This window comes from Parabacteroides sp. AF18-52 (assembly GCF_003479145.1).
GTDB classification, from domain to species: Bacteria; Bacteroidota; Bacteroidia; order Bacteroidales; family Tannerellaceae; genus Parabacteroides; species Parabacteroides faecis.
In genome coordinates, this window is record NZ_QUGR01000003.1 from 397,638 (window position 1) to 418,909 (window position 21,272).

A 21,272-nucleotide genomic window follows, 5' to 3' on the forward strand; every position below is an offset into this window, starting at 1 on the left:
GATGGCAAAAGGTCTTTTAGATTGAAAGTTGGACGAAAATGCCGATTTATGAATTTATGCAGTTGAAATATTTATCTTTGTTGTTCTAATTTACGGATATGGGAAATGTGACCTCTTTGGATTGGCATGCTAAGCCTGGAGAAATAGAACAGGCTGATTTTATAAATGACGATTTTTATATGTATAAGAATACGTTGATAAATCCGCTCAACCATCCTTTCAAAGCAAATAAGACAATTTGTTGTATTTGTCTGAAAGGAGAAATAAGGGGAAGGATAGACTTGATGCCTTATTGTGTGAAAGCACCTGCTATTTCTATCACTTTACCGGGGCAAATATTGGAATATGAATCCAATACATCTGATTTTGAAGCTGTATTCGTTCTTATGTCGGAGCAGTTTAACGATAGTCTGCATTTGCCGGATCGTTTTTCCACTTTTCTTTCGGTTCGTAATAATCCGGTTATTTCATTAGGCCCCGGTCAGTTAGAGGCTATACAAACTTATTGTACCATGATTCAACGGGTGATTCGTGTGAAAGATAATCCTAACCGTATGGAAATTGTGAAGCATCTCACAATTGCATTCTTTTATGGTCTGGGATATTATTTCCATAAATCATCGGAGATAGAAAAGATAACAAAAAGTGAAATGCTGGTGAGAGACTTCTTGAAGCAGGTACAGTTATTCCATAAAAAAGAAAGACGTATAGATTTTTATGCAGACAAGTTACAGCTGAGTTCTAAATATCTTTCTCAGGTAATCAAAAATTATAGTGGAAAGTCGGCAGCAGACTGGATCGATGAGTATGTCGTGCTGGAAGCGAAGGCTTTATTGAAATCTACCAATATGACTATACAACAAATCAGCGACGAGTTGAACTTTCCTTCCCAATCGTTTTTTGGAAAGTTCTTTAAAAGGATTTCGGGAGTATCTCCCAAAACATATAGGGATCGGTAAATAGCTTCGGATCGTTTTTATATTTATAGGCGGATCGGTCTTTATATCCGTAGAAAAAAACTTATCTTTGTACCCCTGTTAAACGTAAATGCTTCAAATAAAGATATGAAAAGAATATTCTGCCCCAAATGTGATAATCAGTTGTCGTTCGATGAAACCAAATATCCGGATGGAAAGATACTGGCTTTTGTGTGTCCGCAATGCGGGTCGCAATTTAAGATAAAGCTGGGACGCAAGACCGTCCGTACGGAATCAGGCCAGGAAAAAGAGGTGAAGGAACCCGATTTCTCCTGCGGCCATATTACCGTGATCGAGAATACGTTCGGTTTTAAGCAGGAACTGCCGCTTGTGATGGGCGATAATATGATAGGACGGAGGAATAAGGATACGGAAGGTGTGGATGTTCCTATCATTACGAGCGATCCGAGTGTGGGACGTAAACATTGTATTATTAATGTAAAGGAGGATAAGCAGGGGAAATTGGTTTATACCCTGCGTGATAACCAAAGTATGACCGGCACCTTCCTGCGCAGTGTGCTTTTAGGAAAAAAAGAACAGGTACGTATCGGTGAGGGAGCTATTGTGACGATCGGTGCGACTACTTTTATACTTCATGTTCCGGAAGGGGAAGAAGAGGAGGATTTTTAAATTAAACTTAGAAACTGCTCCGGAGTGAATGATCTCTTACATCAGGGCGATAAGGGAGATAGGGGGAATTGGCGTAGGTTTCGGGAGAGATGGATACAAGATTACCTTTCATCTCCGGCGCAGTTCTAAAGTTTAAATCTCATTATTCATGTTTTTTATTTAGTTGTTCAACGATAAAACAACTATAAGGCTATTTGGCTCACGGCAATTTACGTAAAGAATCAAAAAGAACTGAAAGAAAAGTTTTGTTAAAAAGTGGCTAAACTGAAAGTCTGATTATGAGAAATAAGGCGTGCAGGAAATTTTTAGAAACAAATGTAAATGTTAATTGATAGTTTTTTACAACTCGAAAAAACAAAGAAATACAGTATTTCCCGGTAAATTCATCTGTAAATAAAAAAGTGGCGATGTTAGTAATCCGTTGTTTTTATATGTAATTTTGCGGTCCAATAGGCAATAAGGTTAACAAATGGGACAAAATAGAGTAGAGCCGGTTAGTGGTATTACTTTCCGGATATTGGTGGCATTAAGCATTTCACATTGTATAAATGATTCGTTGCAGTCTGTTATCACAGCCGTTTATCCACTATTTAAGGATGATTTAGCGTTGACATTTGCGCAGATCGGATTGATTACGCTGGTCTATCAATCGGCGGCATCCGTGTTTCAACCGCTTACCGGATTATATTTCGACAAACATCCGTCTCCGTGGTCGTTACCTATCGGGATGAGTTTTACGCTGATCGGTTTGCTTAGCCTGGCATTTGCAAATTCTTTATCCTGGGTTTTATGTTCTGTGGCTTTGATTGGTGTCGGTTCGTCGATATTCCATCCGGAGGCTTCGCGGTTGACTTCGTTGGCATCCGGAGGGAAAAGGGGACTGGCGCAATCTTTATTCCAGGTGGGGGGAAATCTGGGAGGATCATTAGGACCGTTGCTCGTAGCTATCCTGGTGGCTCCTTACGGGCGAAGCCATATTGCTTTTTTTTCTATCCTGGCTTTTATCGCGATTCTTATCATGACCTATGTGGGGCGTTGGTACAAAGGGTTGCTTCAGCGGTTTAAGCGGGAAGACATAGGAACATCCCAACGTCATGTAGAAATGCCTTTGTCGCTGGGGAAAACTGTTTTTTCCATCTCTATCCTGCTGATCCTGATCTTTTCCAAATACATTTATATGGCGAGCCTCAACAGTTACTACACTTTCTACCTGATAGAGAAGTTCGGGGTGAGCGTGCAATCTTCGCAGTTGTTCTTATTTGTATTCCTGATCGCGACTGCTCTCGGCACATTGATGGGCGGTCCGATAGGTGACAAGGTGGGACGTAAATATGTTATTTGGGCATCTATCCTGGGTGCGGCACCTTTTTCACTGATAATGCCGCATGTGGATAGTTTATATCTGACAGCTGTATTGAGTTTTTGTGTCGGTCTGACATTATCCTCTGCATTTCCGGCTATTCTTGTGTATGCGCAGGAGTTGTTGCCTTATAAACTGGGACTTATTTCCGGCTTATTCTTCGGTTTTGCTTTTGGGGTGGCGGGGATCGCTTCGGCTGTGCTGGGGAATCTGGCGGATCATTACGGTATTGAGACTGTCTATAATGTCTGTGCCTATATGCCGCTGATCGGACTGGTCACCTGGTTCTTACCGGACTTAAAGAAAGCGACCCAAAAAGGAAGTTAGCCCGCTGAACAATCCCGGAGAAGGGGTTGTTATTAATCATAAATTTCGCTCAAACTAAATTTAAACGTATTTATGATTAATAACTTAACGCATTTCAGTATTGGCTTGCTATTCCTTTTTCCTGCCATAGCATCTGCTCAGACAACGAAGGTCGACCTGAGCCTGGAGCAGTCGATGGAGCTGCTTCAGAAAGGAAACCGGAGTATCCGGATGGCAGGGAAGGAGGTGGAACTGGCAAAGAATGAACATCAGAAACTCAACTCGTTCTGGTATCCGTCGGTGGGTGCAGCTGGTGCCTTTGTTCACATGTCGAACCCGGTCGAGGTCCGTCAACCGCTGGACCAGTTTACCGATCCTGCCAAGGATTTTGTTCATTCCATTTTACCCGACGATCAGTTTATTTCTTCTATCCTGGATAAAATCGGCCAGAATACGCTAACACTCCCGCTTATTTCACAGAATATTACTTCTATCGATGCCAGTGTGACCTGGCCTGTCTTCACCGGAGGGAAACGTATTTTCGCCAATAAGATCGGGAAAACGATGGTCGGTATCGCCGAAGTAAACCGTGAGCAAGTCAACGCCGACCAGCAATCGAAATTGATCGAATGTTATTTCGGCCTGCGTCTTGGCCAGCGGGTCGTGACGGTGAGAGAAGCTACTTATAATTCGCTGAAAACCCATTATGACCAGGCTCTTAAACTGGAACAGAACGGGATGATTAACCGGGCGGAACGTCTTTTTGCCCAGGTGAGCATGGATGAGGCCAAACGCGAACTCGAATCGGCACGCAAAGACCTGGAGGTGGCGCAACAGGCATTGAAAAGTCTGATAGATGTCGATGCCGATAGCGAGATCAGTACGACTACCGCTCTTTTTATCAATGAAAATATTCCTTCGGCCGATTATTTCAAAGAATTGGTTCCGGTCAATAATTATCTGGTCAACCAGTTGAAGCTACAGGAGAATATTGCCGGTAACGAATTGAAGATCGGACGTACCGGATACTTGCCTACCATTGCCTTGTTCGGCAAACAGACACTTTATTCGAATGGTGTGGATAAATATCTTATGCCCCGTACGATGATCGGGGTCGGTTTTACCTGGAATATCTTCGACGGTTTGAACCGGGAGAAGAAAATCCGGCAGGCACGGCTGACCAGTCAGACATTGGCGATCGGAAAGGATAAAGCCGTTACCGAGTTGAAAGTCGGTGTCGATAAATATTATACCCAGTTACAGAATGCCCTCGATAATGTAAAGGCGCTGAATACGACATTGGAAATGAGTGAGGAGCTGGTTCGTATCCGTCAGAAATCCTTTCAGGAGGGGATGGCTACTTCTACGGAAGTAGTCGATGCCGAAGTCATGCTCTCAAAAGTAAAGACAGCTTTCCTGCTGGCCTATTACCAGTATGATGTGGCATTGATCAACCTGCTGTCGATCTGCGGTATACCGGAATCGTTCCAGCAATATCGCCAGGAAGGAACAACGGAGATAATATAGTCTAAACCGGATTCTGTTCGCAATTTCATTTTGCTTTTAAAACCAGCCTTTATCTATCTTTTTGATTTGTTAAAAAATATTACTCGCGGGGATATTTTCATTTACCCGGTATATTAATCTGATTTATCCGGTAGGGTAGTGTCATTTTGATAATTGCGGATACATAGGTTATATGGATTTGAAACTGATAAATTCTGAATTAACAATAAACACAAATAAATAATTATGGACAAGACTAAGAAATATCTGACGATCTCTTTTATAGTGGTACTGATCGCCGTAATAATCCTATCTGCCGTCGGGATGCTGTTGCTGAAAAAGAAACCGGTTGTCCTCCAGGGACAGATTGAAGCTACCGAAATACGCATCTCCGGTAAGTTGCCCGGTAGAATAGATACTTTCCTTGTGAAAGAAGGGCAAAACGTGAAAGCGGGTGACACACTCGTAGTTATCAACAGTCCCGAAGCGCAGGCTAAATACCAGCAGGTGAATGCCCTCGAAGATATTGCCAAATACCAGCACCAGAAGATTGACGACGGTACGCGTAAACAAATCATCGCCACCGTCGAACAGCTTTGGAACAAAGCAAAATCAGACCTGCAACTGGCTAAAACAACCTACGACCGTATCCAGGCCCTTTATAAGGACAGTGTAGTCACTTCACAGCGAAAAGATGAAGTAGAGGCTCTTTACAACGCTGCTGTAGCAAACGAACGTGCCTGCCACAGTCAATACCAGATGGCTCTCGACGGGGCACAGATACAGGATAAGGAAAGTGCCCGTTCATTGGTAACTGCCGCCCAGGGAACCGTCAACGAGGTGGAGGCCCTTTTGCAGGATGCCCGTCTGGTTGCTCCCGAATCCGGACAGATATCGACTATTTTCCCGAAACGCGGTGAACTGGTCGGTGCAGGTATGCCGATCATGAACCTGGTGGTAATGGATGATGTGCATGTCGTATTGAATGTTCGCGAAGACCGCTTACCCTTATTTAAGATGGGTGGAACTTTCCGTGCCGATGTTCCGGCGATTGCCACGAATGATATCGAATTCAAGATCAATTACGTTAGTCCGCTGGGTAGTTTCGCTACCTGGAAATCGACCAAACAGACAGGTAGCTACGATTTGAGAACGTTCGAGATCCATGCCCTCCCGGTAAAACCGGTCGACGGATTACGTCCGGGCATGTCGGTGCTGGTTAATTTAGGAGAACAGTAATAGAGGATAGTCTATGAGTACCAATAAACAACATAGTCCTTTTTACAATGTGCTTCAACGCGAACTACACCGGATGGTTTCACGCAGGCTCTATTTCGGGGTCTGTATCGTGTTGCCGCTGTTTTGTATCTTCTTTATGTCCACGATCTTCGGTAACGGACAAATGGAAAATATTCCGGTAGCCATTGTCGATCAGGACCAGACTGCTTTATCCCGCGAATTGATCCGCCAGGTCGAAGCTGTCCCGACTTTCCGTGTCACGCATCATTATGTAGATGCCGAAACTGCCCGGAAAGCGACGCAAGCCAAAGAAATATACGGTTATCTGGTGATTCCGAACCGTTTTGAAGAAGACGTGACAGGTGGGAGACAAGCTACTTTATCCTATTATTACCATTATGCATTACTGAGTGTCGGAGGAGAGGTCAGGGGTGCTTTTGAAAGTTTGCTACGCACGTTTTCAATGGCTCCGATTGTGGTGCAGGCAACGGCTATGGGGATCAGTCAGAAAGAAGTATCCACCTTCCTGGTTCCCATCCGGGCACAGAACCATCCGTTGTTCAACCCGGATCTGGATTATTCCGTTTATCTGAGTAATCCGTTTTTCTTTATTTTCTTCCAGGTAATCATCTTGCTGACGACGGTCTATGCGGTAGGTAGTGAAATAAAGTTCCGTACTGGTGATGAATGGCTGGCAACGGCGAAGATGAATATGGTGACGGCGCTTTTCGGAAAATTATTACCTTATACCATTATCTTTTCCCTGATGAGCATTTTGGGAAATTATGTCATGTTCGGTATAATGAATATTCCTTTCTCGTGCGGATTCTGGCCTCTAAACCTGACTTCGATCCTGTTTGTGATCGCCTCGCAGGCATTGGCCGTATTCCTTTTCTCCATTTTTCCGGCAATCAGTATCATTATCAGTATCGTGTCGATGGTCGGGTCGTTGGGAGCAACCTTGTCGGGTGTAACTTTTCCGGCCCCATCCATGTATGCTCCGGTCTATTACACTTCGTTCCTGTTTCCGGTACGTCATTTTGTGGAGATCAATCAGAATCTTTTGTATGGTGATTATGGATTTGCCTATACCTGGTGGAATTTCAGTGCATTATTCTGTTTTATCCTGGTTGCATTTGGGATGGTACCGCATTTAAAAAGTGCAATTTTAAGTCATAAGTATGAAAATATCAAATAACATAAAAGCAGGACTGAATAATATATCCTCCATTATCCTGAACGAATTCAAGACTATTTCGGGTAGTTTTGCCATTGTGCTGGTGTTGATGGGGGGGATATTTATGTACGGTCTGCTATATAATTATATGTATGCTCCCGACGTGGTCCGTAATGTTCCGGTCGTAGTGGTGGATAATTCAAAAACGGAGTTGAGCCGCGAGTATATCCGTTTGCTGAATGCTACACCGCAGGTCGATGTGATAGCTACCGGTGAGGACTTTCCTCAGGCTCAGGAGTTGATGAAACGCGATGAGGCAGCCGGTATCTTGTATCTACCGTATGACTTTACCGACCGGGTTTCACGCGGTGACGAATCGATTTTTATTATGTATGAGACGACGAGTGCTTTCCTTTATTATCTGTCGATACAGGAAGCATCGGCGGGTTCGATGCTGGCACTCAACGACCGTTTCCGTCCTGAAATGGTTGTCTTTCTTCCCAGTCAGGATGCGGCGCAGCTTTCGGTAGCAAAGCCGATCAGTGTGGCGGGGACGGCTTTGTACAATTATACGGAGGGGTATGGGACTTACCTGATACCTGCCGTACTGATCGTCATTATGTTCCAGACATTATTGATGGTGATCGGAATGGTCAGCGGGGAAGAACGCCAATTCCGGTTGTTGCGGGGAAACCGTCCTTCGTTCGGGCAGGCGGCAAGACTGGTGACAGGGAAGACATTTGTTTATATGATGTTGTATGCAATCTTCTCGCTGTTCCTGTTGGGGCTGATCCCGTTGATCTTTGACCTGCCGGATATCGGGAATGTATGGAATATCATTATGTTGCTGATCCCGTTTCTGATGGCGAGCAGTTTCTTCGGCTTGTCGGTTTCCGTCTTCTTTACAGATTCGGATGCTCCTTTGCTGATGATCGCTTTTTTCTCTGTCGGGTTGATCTTCCTGTCGGGGGTATCTTATCCGCTGGAATTGATGCCCTGGTACTGGAAGATGTCGCATTTTCTGATCCCGGCTGCTCCGGCAACGTTGGCGTATGTCAAATTGAATTCGATGGGCGCTTCCATAGCAGAGATCCATACGGAATATGTCACTTTATGGGTTCAGTGCGCCGTTTACTTTGTGCTGGCATGCCTGGCATACCGGTATAATATAAGGAAAGCATATCGTTGATGCTGTCAGGAAGAGTTGAAAAACAAAAAAAGCGATACAATTTGTATCGCTTTTGCACGGAAGGAGAGGCTCGAACTCCCGACACCTGGTTTTGGAGACCAGTGCTCTACCGACTGAGCTACTTCCGTATTGCGGGTGCAAAGGTAGGTTTTTATTTTTAATATGCAAGACTTTCGGAAAAAAAGTACTTCAGTATTTTTTCTTAGCCGATAAAATTGAAGGAAAACGAAGCTACCGTAATTTCTTTTTTTATCTTTGAAAGCATTATAGAAAATGTATTTAAATCTATACTGTACAAAAACAATCAACAGAATATGGAAAACGAATTAGAAATGAATTCGAATCTTTTAGTCGAATTCTTGCAAAAACCTTCATCTGAGTTTACAAAAGCGGACATTATTTCTTTCATCCGCGAAAAAGGGATCAAGATGGTCAATTTTATGTATCCGGCAGGAGACGGGCGTCTGAAAACATTGAATTTCGTTATTAATAATGCGGCTTACCTGAATGCAATCCTTACTTGCGGTGAGCGTGTCGACGGATCGAGCTTGTTTTCTTTCATCGAAGCTGGTAGCAGCGACTTGTATGTTATCCCCCGCTTCCGGACGGCTTTTGTCGATCCTTTTGCTGAATTACCGACCGTAACGATGCTTTGCTCTTTCTTCAACAAAGATGGCGAACCCCTGGAAAGCTCTCCCGAATATACCTTACACAAGGCCAGCAAGGCGTTTACGGAAGTGACGGGTATGGAATTTCAGGCAATGGGTGAACTGGAATATTACGTGATCGCTGAGGAAGAAGAATTGTTCCCGGCTACCGACCAGCGCGGATATCATGAATCCGGACCATTTGCCAAATTCAATGAATTCCGCACACAATGTATGCTGTATATAGCCCAGACCGGCGGACAGATCAAATATGGTCATTCCGAAGTCGGCAACTTTACATTGAACGGAAAGATATATGAGCAGAACGAGATCGAGTTTCTGCCGACCAAAGTAGAAGATGCCGCCGACCAGTTGATGATTGCCAAATGGGTGATCCGTAATCTGGCTTGCGATTATGGTTTGGATATCACCTTTGCCCCTAAGATCACAGTCGGAAAGGCCGGATCAGGATTACATGTCCATATGCGTATAATGAAAGACGGTAAGAACCAGATGCTGGCGAGTGGTGTTTTGTCTGAAACAGCCCGTAAAGCGATTGCCGGCATGATGGAGTTGGCTCCGTCTATCACTGCATTTGGTAATACGAATCCGACTTCTTATTTCCGTCTGGTACCTCATCAGGAAGCTCCGACAAATGTCTGCTGGGGCGACCGGAACCGTTCGGTATTGGTCCGTGTACCTCTGGGATGGGCGGCAAAGAAGGATATGTGTGTGTTGGCTAACCCATTGGAGTCGGAAAGCCATTATGATACGACACAGAAACAGACGGTCGAAATGCGTTCGCCGGACGGTTCAGCCGATCTGTACCAGTTATTAGCCGGTTTGGCTGTGGCCTGCCGTCATGGATTTGAGATTGACAATGCGTTGGATATTGCAGAAAAGACTTATGTAAATGTAAATATCCACCAGGAGGAAAATAGGGATCGTTTGCAGACATTGGATCAGCTTCCTGACAGTTGTGCTGCATCCGCTCAACGTCTGCAGAAGCAGCGTGCTGTCTATGAAAAATACAATGTGTTTAGTCCGAGCATGATCGATGGTATTATCAAAAAACTGACTTCGTATAACGACTTTACCCTTCGTGATGATTTGAAAAATGATCCTGAAGGAATGCTCCGGTTGGTGAAGACTTATTTCCATTGCGGATAAGATAATTATTCCGAAATGGCCGGTAGAGATCCTGTTGGTATGAAAGGATTCTATCGGCCATTTTTGTATAAATCTGTACTGAAGTATTTCCTCTTAAAATATTTTTGCTACGTTTGCAGAAACAGAAAGGAGATGAGTTGAAGACGGGAGCAATAGATATAAAGACGCTTTTGAAAATGGTGGCGGATGATAATCGGCTGGCATTTAATATGTTTTATGATCTGTATTATGATCAGATATTCCGTTTCTCATATTATTTTCTGAAAGATACCGAAGCTTGTCGTGAGGTTGTGGCTGAAACATTCTTTTCTATCTGGCAATCACGACTGAAACTAAAGGATATTGAGAATATTGAAACCTATCTGTTTGTCACAGTCCGCAATGAAGCAACCCGATACCTGAGCCGAAGTTCAAAGTCTCGTTTTGTCTTGTTGGAAGATACTACTCTTCAACTGACAGCCAGGGAGAATGAATCTCCTGAAGATAAGTTGTTGATGGAGGAAATGGAGAGGATATTGAACCGGGTGATCGATGAATTACCGGAAAAATGTCGTTTGATCTTTTTATTGGCGAGACAGGAAGGTTTGAAGCCTAAAGAGATAGCCGAAAGGCTTTCCATTAATGAAAGTACAGTCCGTGTACAGATGAAAATAGCTATCGATAAGATTGTTGCCAGTTTGAAACCTCATTTCCCGGATATTACATTTTCTTTGTTACTGATGTATATTGCTTAATGATAGCTATTTATCGCTTTTCTTGAGAAAATATCAAAAAAAGTCACTTTTCTTTTAAACGAAATCCGCTTATACCTCCTCCTTTAAGTAATAAGTGGAAAATATGGAAAAACAGAAGAACAGTATAGATCGTATAAGTGATGGATTGATAAATGATTTATCGTCAGAAGACCGGAAATTACTGGAACAATGGTCGGCATCACATCCTGATCATGAGAAATTGCTCGGGCTACTAAACAGTATAGAACTATCTCCCCGCGTGATAGCCAAAGGAGAAGAGATGCGTAGCACGATCTTACTTCGTCTCAACAAGAAAATAGATAAGGCTATTCGCCGTAAAGTGTGGCTGAAAATTGTTTCTGTAGCTGCTTCAATAGCTATTTTAGTGGGAATGACCGGTTATTTATCTTTTCAGCAGGGGTATAAACAACTGAATAGCCAACCGATAGAATTATCGAATCCTTTGGGAATGAAATCGACCGTTACTTTGCCGGATGGGAGTAAGGTGATACTGAATGCAGGGACAACGTTGATATATCCGACGGCATTTGTTAAGTCCGAACGTGAGGTAAGAGTTCGCGGTGAAGCCTTTTTTGAGGTAGTCCACGATAGTAAACGTCCGTTCTATGTAAAAACGGGAGATGTTAAAGTGAAGGTACTGGGAACTAAATTCAATGTAAAGGCTTACGACGATGATAGATTTGTAGAAGTGACATTGGCGGAAGGATGCGTCGATGTCGGATGGAAGAAGGAAAAACAGAATATCCGTTTACAACCCGGGCAACTCGCCTGTTTTGATAAAGTAACTGAAACAAGCAACAAGCGGGAAGTGGATCTGAATTTCCATACGGCCTGGAAGGATGGAAAATTCTATTTCGACGGCCTGACTTTTGAGAGTATAGCCAAACAGTTGGAGAGAAATTTTAATGTACATATACATATTGCTTCAGATAAATTGAAGAATACCGTTTTTACGGGTGACTTTGTGCGGGGAGAGAATCTGGAACAAATATTACGCATCATGACTCTGGATAAACGTATACATTATAAAATTGAAGGAAATCAGGTTTATATCAGTGAGAAATAAATGAATAATAACTTTAATAATATGCCTATGAGAAATAGAATGTAAAAAAAATCGGAAGATGCTACCAACATCTCCCGATCAAAAGACTTTAGTCTGAAATCTTTAGCAACAAAATTACAAACCTAAAATCATTTACAAAAATATGAAATTATCTCCAAACCAAGGGCAGACTGTGCCTATTAGTCTGCTAAAAAAAGTATTTAATATCATGAAAGTAACCGTAGTACTATGTTTGTTGACCACTTTCTGCACATTTGCATCGGTTAGTTATTCCCAGACAGCGGAAATATCGCTTAATCTGCAAGGTGTCACTTTGCAGGAGGCTCTGGATGCAGTGAAGAAACAATCTGATTTTTCATTTTGGTATCGGAATGAAGAGATTGATCTTTTCAAGAAAGTTTCAGTGAAGATCGATCACAAGAATATCCGGGAAGTAATGACTCAATTGTTGTACGGACAGGATTTGGCTTATACCATTGATGAAAAACACATTATTATTTATAAAAAGGATAAGTCGGCGGAACCACAAAGGCAGGTACAGAAACAAAAGCGTATTACCGGAATTGTGACAGATCCGAACGGAGACCCTATTATCGGTGCCAATGTTGTGGAGAAGGGGACGACTAATGGGACGATCACAGATCTGGATGGAAAATTTTCTTTGACCGTGGATGACCGGTCTTCGCTTCTGGTTTCTTATATCGGTTTTTTGTCGCAGGAATTGCAGATAAAAGGTGAATCGTATATAAAAATATCATTGGAGGAAAGTAACAAGCAGTTGGATGAAGTGGTTGTTATCGGTTACGGAACTGTGAAGAAGTCGGACCTGACAGGCTCTGTCGCTTCTGTGAAAAGTAGTGCGATCATGGATCTTCCTACAAATAATATATCGCAGGCTTTGCAAGGTAGGATACCAGGAGTACAGATACAACAAAACTCCGGTGCTCCCGGAGCCAATATGCAGATACGAATCAGAGGAGCCAATTCTATTTCCGGCAATAACGAACCGTTATGGATCATAAATGGCTTTCCCGGTGATCAGAGTATGATAAACTCTTCGGATATAGAAAGTGTCGAAGTCTTAAAAGATGCGTCGGCAACCGCTATTTACGGTTCCCGTGGAGCGAATGGTGTCATCATCGTGACAACTAAGCAGGCAAAAGAGGGGAGAGTCAGTGTCGACTATGAAGGTAGTTACAGCATACAGACCGTTAGAAAGAGACTGGAGCTGATGGATGCCACCGAATATGCTAATTACTATAATCTCTTTTGGGAAAATACTAAAGGTGAAAAGTATTTCTCCCAAAACGATATCGCAGGTTTTGGGAAGGGAACGGACTGGCAGGATTTAATTTTCCGTTCTGCTCCCGTGCAAGATCATTCATTGACGGTGAACGGAGGAAATGAAAAGACTCAGTTTGCTGTAGGAGCCAGTTTCTATAATCAAGAGGGAGTTATCAAAAATAATGATTACCAAAGGATCGTCTTAAGAGCGAACATTAATCACGAAATAAATAAAAAATTCTCAATATCATATAATTCAATATTAAGTAGAACCGCACAATCGCTGACGGATGAGGAAAATATACTATTGTCGGCTCTTTCTGCAACCCCTACAGTCGGTCCTTATATGGAGGACGGGCAATACCGTTTGCTAAATGGAATTTATCCCTTTAGCCCGGATAATCTGATTAATCCGATCGCTTATTTCAATGAGGTCTCCAAAAAGCAGATCGATAATAAAGTAATGGCGAATATCGCACTGACGTATAAACCGATCGAAGGTCTGTCGATAAAAATATCCGGAAACGTGTCGAATACCGATACCCGTCTGGATAATTACACAGGAGTGGAATATCCTAATTCGTCTGGATCAGCGGGGATTTCGACCAGTAACGGTCTGACTATAAATAGCGATAACATCGTGACTTATAACAAAACGATCGATAAAGATCATTCGATTACAGCAACAGGGGCTTTTACTTATGAAAAATATACCGGTAAGTCGTTGAGTGCATCCGGATCCGGTTTTTTGAGTGATGCGACAGGTTCATATGATCTGGGGTCTGCAACTACGATAAATACTCCGTCTTCTTCTTATACGGACTGGACTTTATTGTCCTGGCTGGGACGTTTCAATTATTCTTATAAAGGGAAATATTTGGCAACGGTAAGTTTTAGGGCGGATGGCTCTTCCCGCTACAGCAAAGGAAATAAATGGGGATATTTTCCTTCCGGGGCATTGGCCTGGCGTTTCTCGGAGGAAGGTTTTATGAAAGATCTCCCTTTTATCTCTAACGGAAAGTTAAGGATCGGATACGGACAAACGGGTAGTACTGCCATTAATCCGTATTATACACTGGATATGTTGTCTTCCGGAAAGGTGAGTTTTGATGATGCTTTATATACTTATTATGCCCCGGGAACCCGTTTGCCGAGTGATTTGAAATGGGAAACAACCTCTCAGACGGATATTGGGTTAGATCTTGGTTTTTTCAATAACCGCTTGCGTTTGACCGCCGATTATTATCTGAAGAATACACGTGATTTGCTGAATACCGTTCAGTTACCGGCTTCTTTGGGATATACGACGACGGTTAAAAATATAGGGAAAATCAGGAATAAAGGTTTTGAATTTCAGGTAGATGCTGATATCCTGGACAATGACTTTAAGTGGAATGTGTCGGCAAATATATCCTTTAACCGTAATAAGGTTGTCAAACTGTATGAAGGGCAGGATGTGCAGGGTACGACATATAACTTAATAGTAGCGAATGATTATGTGAATCTGCTTCGTGAAGGTTTGCCTATGAGTATTTTCTATGGGTATCAGACAGATGGTTTCGATGAGAAAGGGCATTTTGTGTATAAGGATAATAACAAGGATGGCAGTATCTCGGAAGATGATAAGACAATTATCGGTGATCCGAATCCTGATTTTATTTATGGGTTGACATCTAACATGTCCTGGAAAAATTTTGAGTTGAGTTTCTTTATTCAGGGATCACAGGGAAATGATATTTATGGTTTTAGCATGATTACCCAGAATTATAAGACTTATCTGGGATATAATGCATTGGAAGAAGTCTTTTATAATCACTGGACTCCTGATCATACGAATGCCAAATATCCGGCTGTAGATAATGTGATATCAACTAAAATGGCGGATAATTTCGTCTATAACGGTTCGTATCTCCGTTTGAAGAATATAAAATTAGCCTATAATATACCGGTCAATAAATTAGGTATAAACTGGTTGAAACGGGGACAGGTCTATATAAGCGGTCAGAATTTGTTAACCATAACAAAATATCCGTGGTGGGATCCGGAAGTAAACTCGAAAGGAGGAGGGGCTTCTATGAACCAGGGGATAGATTATTATTCATATCCTACAACAAAAGGATTTACTGTTGGAGCTAAGTTATCATTTTAAATATTTAATACGATGAGAAATTTTATATATACAATAATCGTTTTGATGTTTTTCTCCGGGTGCGATGATATGCTGGAGGAAAATCCCAAGGCAATCGCCAGTGAAACGTTTTATAATACGGCTGAAGAAATAGCTGCTGCCTTAAATGGAGTATATGAGCCGATACACGGTAGTAAATTTACATCTTATTTTACATTGCTGGAAGCGTGTCCGGATAATGTTTACGGAAAAGGCAGTTTGGCAACTATCAGCGAGTACAAGGGTTTCAGTACTGCTAATATTACTAATATGGGGCATGTGTGGACTGCACTTTATTTATCGATCCGAAATGCAAATGTGGTTATCAAAAATACACCTGGCGGAACTAAAATATCGGAAGAAAAGAAAGCGCAGTTTATGGCTGAGGCAAAATTCCTGAGAGCTTTCGATTATTTTGCATTGGTACGTTTATGGGCTGGAGTACCTCTTCGTACAGAGGAAACGATGGATGTTATCGAGCTTCCCAGAGCATCGGTTGAAGATATCTATGAGCTGATCCTTAGTGATCTGGAATATGCGGAAGAGCATTTACCGGATAATCCTCGCTTATTGGGGACTCCCTCCAAATGGACGGCAAAAACCTTGCTGGCTGATGTGTATCTGACATTAAAAAAATGGGAGAATGCCCGTGATAAGGCAAAAGAGGTTATTGATTCAGGTAAATATTCTTTGGTACAGGTTTCAGAACCGGATGATTTTGAAAAGATATATGGCGCCGATATCCTGACTACCTCAGAAGAAATTTTCTATTTTAAATATACGGATCAGAAGGGATGGGAACTGATGAACTTTTTCCATATAAACGGAGATGGTTATAAGCCTTATGGTAATAACTGGTATTCTTTTTATTCGACAACCAATAATTATTTTTATAAAAATTGGGATGATAGAGATTTGAGAAAACAGCATAATTTTTATCTCTGGGATATCGGTTTAGGAGATAATACGATGCTTTTCAAGAAATATATCGATCCGAACGGTACGACCGGTTCCTCAAATGACTGGCCGATCTATCGTTATCCCGAAGTGTTGTTGATTTATGCGGAAGCTGCCAATTGGGCAAATGGCGGACCTACGGCAGAAGTAATGGAATGTGTGAATAAGGTACATCGCCGTGGATATGGTTATAACTCGGAAATAGAATCTCCGGTGGATTTCAAATTATCAGATTACAATGTTAACTCATTTTCTGAACTGGTACTTCAGGAGAGAGGATATGAAATGATTCTGGAATGTAAAAGGTGGCTGGATCTGTTGCGGACAGAAAAAGCTGTTGAAACCATAAAGATGTCAGAAGGGATAGATTTGGATACCTCTATGCTTCTTTGGGCTATTCCGGTTATAGAGACTAACTATAATAAGGCTATTGATCCGGTGAAGGATCAGAATCCGGGTTATTAACCTTGTTAAGGTATGCTGAATATCTTCTTTATCGTTTAGGTTAGAGTTTGGTATACCTTGATTATAAAAGAAATAGAATGAGAAGCTTATTTTTAGTTGTTTTTTTCTTTTTACCACTGACAGTAAAAGGAGAAAAGGTACTTGATTATTCAGTTATTGAAGAGGCATGGGCGGCATCATGGAAACGGTTTTATGATACCGGTACACATCTTTTTTATGACTATATAAGTAGTTATGAAAAAGGAAAGGAACTGTCTCATTTGCCGACCCGGGAGGAGGTTAACCGGCAATATCCGAATCCGTGTGGATATGGAACGGGTATGGAAGATTGTGTGATTCTGACGGGAACTATGTTGGGGACACTGGCCGATATATACGGACAAACAAAGGAAGAGGACCTGAAAGAACGTGCATCCCAATTATTGGATGGTCTGAAACGTTGTTCTTTAATACCGGGTTTTACAGGTTTTGTTGCTCGTGGTGTTTGTACGGAAGATGGTAAAAGTTTTTATTATAACTCTTCCAGAGATCAATATACCCATTGTGTACATGGATTATGGAAATATTATGACAGTCCGTTGGCCGATGAGGACGGGAAACAACTTGTCTGTTCTATTCTGGCAGATATTGCCGAAAGAATGCATAAGAATGTCGTATCGGATAATAATTATGACTTTTTGCGGGCCGATGGGAAACAATGTCCTTTAGGTATTTGTCGGATGTGGAATGTTGCCCCTCATGAAGCTGCGCGTTTACCGATGTTTTATGCTGCGGCATGGCATGTCACTCAAAACAGGAAATATTATGATCTGTATAGGAGTTATATACATGAGGCTATTGAACAATCGGAAAGGATAGGGAACAATTATTCTGCTTATGTATATCTTCAAATGATGTATTCATTTGATTTGTTGTCAGATTTGGAAACAGAACCTTCGTTACAGCAACGATTGCATAAGCTTATTGAAAGAGTTGGTAAATTAGCTTTTGAGCGTTCTGTTTATTGCCTGAAAGAAATAAATAAAATTGATAAAACCGAATTGTCTATGCTGGGACCCGACTGGAGATTTGTAAAAGAATGGCATACGCAAAATGGATACAGGATTCCTCGCTGGGGTGAATATCGGAATATCTGGCATATTGTGAGAGAAGCGGGAGAGTCTGCATTGGTTGTTTTTATGGCAAACGATCCTGTATTGGCAAATGATGAAAAAAGCATTTTACATGATGTCATGTCTGCTATGGATTATTCCCATTTATCTGGTTGTGGAATTATCTTTCATGTTGCTGCTTATTGGAAAGCCAGTGAACGTTGAAATCGATGATCGTATCTCGCAAAAGATACGATCATTGTATTTTAAAGCATTTCAAGTTCCTCAAACATACCCCTGTAAACCGCCGCTTTCTCTTCCAGCGGTTTGGGATAAGCGCGTGAGGATGATGGCATCCGGTACAATCTGAATGTCCGGTCCAGTAAGGTGAAAGTCGAGTAGCTGCCGACTTTTGGCTCTTCTGTCGGAGGTAGAACCGACAGGAGTGTATCCATCGCTTTCTGTCCTGTAACGACAATCGCTTTGCATGCCGGTATTTGCGATAAGACTTCTTCCGGGTTAATCGGTTTGATGACTTGCAGGAAGTTGTCGGAAGCATTGTTCTTTAACCGGATGATCTCCATAGCCGTATCACCGATACCGATCCCTTTTTCCAGACAGAACTGCTTGGCCTTTTCTTCGCTGAACGCTTTTCTGCTTTCCAGGAAGTATTCCTTGTCATTATAAAATAGCAATCCGAGAATACGCCACATGTCATTCTGGATATTCGGGTAGTAGAAATTCATGGACCAACGTGGCATGGGAGGTGGAAAACTACCCAGCATCAGCAGTTTGGTCTGCTCGGGAAGGAAGAAGCCTAACGGGTGTAATTCAGAAACCATCGGGGTATAAAATTATCGTTTTATAGTTTGTTGTTTTTTTGTATGCATCTCTTCTGCAAAGGCATCATAGCCTATTGCCTGTATTCTTCTGATGCAGGCCGAACGGTCGGAGCGGAAGAGGATAGAAAATATTTTTCCAATGAAGTTGTTGAACTTCTTGCATTCGTCGATCGAACTGATTGTGCAATCGGCACAACTCTTACAATTGTGTTCAATGTTGCAAGCCCGTATTTTGCACCATTCCGCTTTATTATTCGCTTTGCATCCGGGACATTCTCCTTTCACAAATTTACGGCAGGCACCGCAATATAGTCCGCAAGCAGCAACATATTCCGCACTTGGTAGATACGTAAAGTTTTCCATATATACTATGACAGATAAGATGATTATTTAGCTTTTACAGAAATACCGATCATGACCGTCGTACCGTCGATATTATTCCATACCGAATGGGGAATATGGCCATTTACGAGAAACGATTCGTTTGCATCTACGATCCTGACCTCGCCATCGAGTTCAACTCTGGCTTGCCCGCTGACCACAATGAACAGATGATTATGCTCGTGAGTATGTAAAGAAGCAGGTCCACCACCGCCTTTTTCCAGATAGGCAATAGAACCGTCGATAATTTCCCCGCAGTCTGCAAATAGCTTTTTTGCCAGGAAATGAATATGATCCGGAGGGGTGATGAACTCTTTCATATACTTTGCTATTTAACGGATTCTTCCCATTCCGCAACTTTAAAACCGACCAGAACCTGGTTTTCGCTCACCAGCAAAGGGCGTTTGATCAGTTTTCCATCGGAAGCCAGCAATTCGATCTGCTCTTTTTCGCTCATGGACGGCAATTTGTCTTTCAACTGCATTGCTTTATAGACCAATCCACTCGTATTAAAGAAATTCTTCAATGGTAATTGGCTGCGTTCTATCCATTCGGTCAATTCTTCGACAGATGGATTCTGATCGATGATATGCCGGTCTTCGTAAGAAACCTTGTGTTCATCCAGCCATTTCTTTGCATTCCGGCAGGTTCCGCATTTAGGATATTCTAAAAATAGATATTTCATATTTCTTGAATTTATTTGTCTTTCTTACGCTGGTTCTTAGCATCTTCTTTGGCTAACAGGACGACATTGTAAACAAAATCCGTCATCCATTCTTCCGAATAGCCTAATGTTTCTTTGTATTTACGGATGCTCCATGCCGTTTTCTGAACGCTGACCTCTTTCCATTCCGAACGGGTTACGATCTCATGAATCGTTTTCGCCGTTTGGTTGTATAACAATTTTTTTACCAACATCGAGAAACGGAACTTCCATTGCATCAGATTGTCCAGCAAAGAGAACAGATCGTTACAGAATCCCTGGAAAAGGAAAAAGTACGATTTGATATCGTTCTGCGACTTGCAGTTCTTTTTTACCGACGCATCTATTTCTTTGAAGAAACTTTCTTTCATACCGTAGTCTTGCATCAGTATCTTACGGACCCGTGACTTTTCAGCAATACCTGGTTTGTTATTTTGTGTCGGGATTTTCAGCATCCGTTTAAAAAGGGCCATATCCGATAGCATATTGATATTGGTAATACCCAGTTGAACGGCCATTACGGCTTGATAATAAACGCGGATAAGCGATACAAATTCTTCTACGCTACCTTTTGACGATGCTTCTGTTTCCTCTTTTTCTTTCTTGAAAAGTTTAGAAATTATGTTCATGTGTATTTGTTATATAATGATTACGGGGACAAATATACTAAAACTTGTCCCCGTTTCAACCATTCTATTCAATTCTCTCGATAGTTACTTCCGGAATTTCTTCCATAAAGAGCAATAATTGGTTATCATCCGTACTTTTCTTGGCTTTAATGACCAGTGTGACAATGAAAGTATCCACATCTGAATGACTGACTTTTTCCATTTGATAGGAGATAAGTAAATAGCCTTTGTCGTTCAGCACATGCGTTACTTTGCTTATGATCTCTTTCTCATTGGTGGAGAAAATGATCATCGAGCTTTTCATTCCCAGACTTTTAAAGATGTAACTTAACAATTCTAATCCCATTAACGTCAGGATAGTCGCTGCAACACCGATGCCATACATTCCGGCACCTATCGCAAGCCCGATCCCGGCTGTAGCCCATATTCCGGCAGCAGTGGTCAGACCGCGTACAAACTGTTTTTGTATGATAATCGTTCCGGCCCCGATGAAACCGATACCGCTTACCACCTGTGCTGCTACACGGCTCGGGTCGAGTGATACGCTACTTTCCTGTATAATTTGCTGAAAACCATATTGAGACACGATCATGATCAGGGCACTTCCCAGCGATACGAGGAAGTGTGTACGATAGCCGGCCTCTTTAGCCCTGTATTCCCGGTCGAGACCAACTACGGCTCCGAGAATACCTGCAATGAATAATCTCAGAATAAAATCCCATAACATACTA

Annotated in this window: 19 protein-coding genes and 1 tRNA gene; 13 read left to right on the plus strand and 7 right to left on the minus strand. The window is 42.1% G+C overall.

All coding sequences use genetic code 11. The features are described 5' to 3' along the window. Positions 1 to 98: 98 nt before the first annotated feature. From DWX23_RS08455 to DWX23_RS08485, 7 genes are all read left to right on the plus strand, one after another. Positions 99 to 959 (plus strand): AraC family transcriptional regulator, encoded by an 861-nt coding sequence (locus DWX23_RS08455; protein WP_122374145.1) that lies wholly within the window; start codon positions 99 to 101, stop codon positions 957 to 959. Between the two features lie 105 nt (positions 960 to 1,064). Then, entirely contained in the window at positions 1,065 to 1,607 is a 543-nt protein-coding gene (locus DWX23_RS08460) for an FHA domain-containing protein (RefSeq protein ID WP_122353077.1), read from the plus strand. A gap of 469 nt (positions 1,608 to 2,076) precedes the next feature. Then, the gene (locus tag DWX23_RS08465; protein ID WP_122353078.1) at positions 2,077 to 3,294 is read left to right on the plus strand and encodes an MFS transporter; all 1,218 of its coding nucleotides are present in this window, start codon (positions 2,077 to 2,079) and stop codon (positions 3,292 to 3,294) included. Positions 3,295 to 3,366: 72 nt separating this feature from the next. Beyond that, on the plus strand, positions 3,367 to 4,800 hold the full coding sequence (locus DWX23_RS08470) for a TolC family protein (protein WP_122374146.1): 1,434 nt from the start codon (positions 3,367 to 3,369) through the stop codon (positions 4,798 to 4,800). Between the two features lie 225 nt (positions 4,801 to 5,025). After that, positions 5,026 to 6,018, plus strand: coding sequence for an HlyD family secretion protein (locus DWX23_RS08475; RefSeq protein ID WP_122374147.1), 993 nt, complete (start codon positions 5,026 to 5,028; stop codon positions 6,016 to 6,018). A gap of 13 nt (positions 6,019 to 6,031) precedes the next feature. Further along, positions 6,032 to 7,216 (plus strand): ABC transporter permease, encoded by a 1,185-nt coding sequence (locus DWX23_RS08480; protein ID WP_122353081.1) that lies wholly within the window; start codon positions 6,032 to 6,034, stop codon positions 7,214 to 7,216. Further along, the gene (locus DWX23_RS08485; protein ID WP_122374148.1) at positions 7,200 to 8,384 is read left to right on the plus strand and encodes an ABC transporter permease; all 1,185 of its coding nucleotides are present in this window, start codon (positions 7,200 to 7,202) and stop codon (positions 8,382 to 8,384) included. Before DWX23_RS08480 ends, DWX23_RS08485 begins: the two co-directional genes overlap by 17 nt. A 55-nt stretch (positions 8,385 to 8,439) precedes the next feature. On the opposite strand, the gene DWX23_RS08490 is transcribed toward DWX23_RS08485, so the two are convergent. Then, positions 8,440 to 8,512 (minus strand) — tRNA-Trp (locus DWX23_RS08490). A gap of 186 nt (positions 8,513 to 8,698) precedes the next feature. Between DWX23_RS08490 and DWX23_RS08495 the strand changes: the two genes are divergently transcribed. The 6 genes from DWX23_RS08495 to DWX23_RS08520 all read left to right on the plus strand — a co-directional run bounded on the left by DWX23_RS08495 (position 8,699) and on the right by DWX23_RS08520 (position 18,211). Next, positions 8,699 to 10,201, plus strand: coding sequence for a glutamine synthetase family protein (locus tag DWX23_RS08495; RefSeq protein WP_122374181.1), 1,503 nt, complete (start codon positions 8,699 to 8,701; stop codon positions 10,199 to 10,201). Between the two features lie 113 nt (positions 10,202 to 10,314). Next, the gene (locus DWX23_RS08500) at positions 10,315 to 10,935 is read left to right on the plus strand and encodes an RNA polymerase sigma-70 factor (RefSeq protein ID WP_229801182.1); all 621 of its coding nucleotides are present in this window, start codon (positions 10,315 to 10,317) and stop codon (positions 10,933 to 10,935) included. Positions 10,936 to 11,038: 103 nt separating this feature from the next. Then, on the plus strand, positions 11,039 to 12,022 hold the full coding sequence (locus DWX23_RS08505; protein WP_122374149.1) for a FecR family protein: 984 nt from the start codon (positions 11,039 to 11,041) through the stop codon (positions 12,020 to 12,022). Between the two features lie 208 nt (positions 12,023 to 12,230). Further along, a complete protein-coding gene (locus DWX23_RS08510) occupies positions 12,231 to 15,455 on the plus strand; it encodes a TonB-dependent receptor (protein ID WP_199673245.1) in 3,225 nt (1,074 codons plus the stop codon). 12 nt (positions 15,456 to 15,467) lie between these two features. Then, positions 15,468 to 16,895 (plus strand): RagB/SusD family nutrient uptake outer membrane protein, encoded by a 1,428-nt coding sequence (locus tag DWX23_RS08515; RefSeq protein ID WP_122374150.1) that lies wholly within the window; start codon positions 15,468 to 15,470, stop codon positions 16,893 to 16,895. A 77-nt stretch (positions 16,896 to 16,972) separates the two neighbouring features. Beyond that, positions 16,973 to 18,211 carry a hypothetical protein gene (locus tag DWX23_RS08520; RefSeq protein ID WP_199673247.1) on the plus strand — a complete coding sequence of 413 codons (1,239 nt, stop codon included), beginning with the start codon at positions 16,973 to 16,975 and terminating at the stop codon, positions 18,209 to 18,211. A 41-nt stretch (positions 18,212 to 18,252) separates the two neighbouring features. On the opposite strand, the gene DWX23_RS08525 is transcribed toward DWX23_RS08520, so the two are convergent. From DWX23_RS08525 to DWX23_RS08550, 6 genes are all read right to left on the minus strand, one after another. Further along, positions 18,253 to 18,828 carry a uracil-DNA glycosylase family protein gene (locus tag DWX23_RS08525; RefSeq protein WP_122374151.1) on the minus strand — a complete coding sequence of 192 codons (576 nt, stop codon included), beginning with the start codon at positions 18,826 to 18,828 and terminating at the stop codon, positions 18,253 to 18,255. Positions 18,829 to 18,840: 12 nt separating this feature from the next. After that, positions 18,841 to 19,191 carry a DUF3795 domain-containing protein gene (locus tag DWX23_RS08530; protein ID WP_199673249.1) on the minus strand — a complete coding sequence of 117 codons (351 nt, stop codon included), beginning with the start codon at positions 19,189 to 19,191 and terminating at the stop codon, positions 18,841 to 18,843. 23 nt (positions 19,192 to 19,214) lie between these two features. Then, positions 19,215 to 19,529: a cupin domain-containing protein gene (locus DWX23_RS08535; RefSeq protein ID WP_122374153.1), complete on the minus strand. Its 315-nt coding sequence runs from the start codon at positions 19,527 to 19,529 to the stop codon at positions 19,215 to 19,217. Positions 19,530 to 19,537: 8 nt separating this feature from the next. Beyond that, on the minus strand, positions 19,538 to 19,894 hold the full coding sequence (locus DWX23_RS08540; protein WP_122374154.1) for an arsenate reductase family protein: 357 nt from the start codon (positions 19,892 to 19,894) through the stop codon (positions 19,538 to 19,540). Between the two features lie 11 nt (positions 19,895 to 19,905). After that, on the minus strand, positions 19,906 to 20,541 hold the full coding sequence (locus DWX23_RS08545) for a hypothetical protein (RefSeq protein ID WP_122353088.1): 636 nt from the start codon (positions 20,539 to 20,541) through the stop codon (positions 19,906 to 19,908). 64 nt (positions 20,542 to 20,605) lie between these two features. Continuing rightward, positions 20,606 to 21,268 carry an MgtC/SapB family protein gene (locus DWX23_RS08550; RefSeq protein WP_122374155.1) on the minus strand — a complete coding sequence of 221 codons (663 nt, stop codon included), beginning with the start codon at positions 21,266 to 21,268 and terminating at the stop codon, positions 20,606 to 20,608. Positions 21,269 to 21,272: the final 4 nt, after the last annotated feature.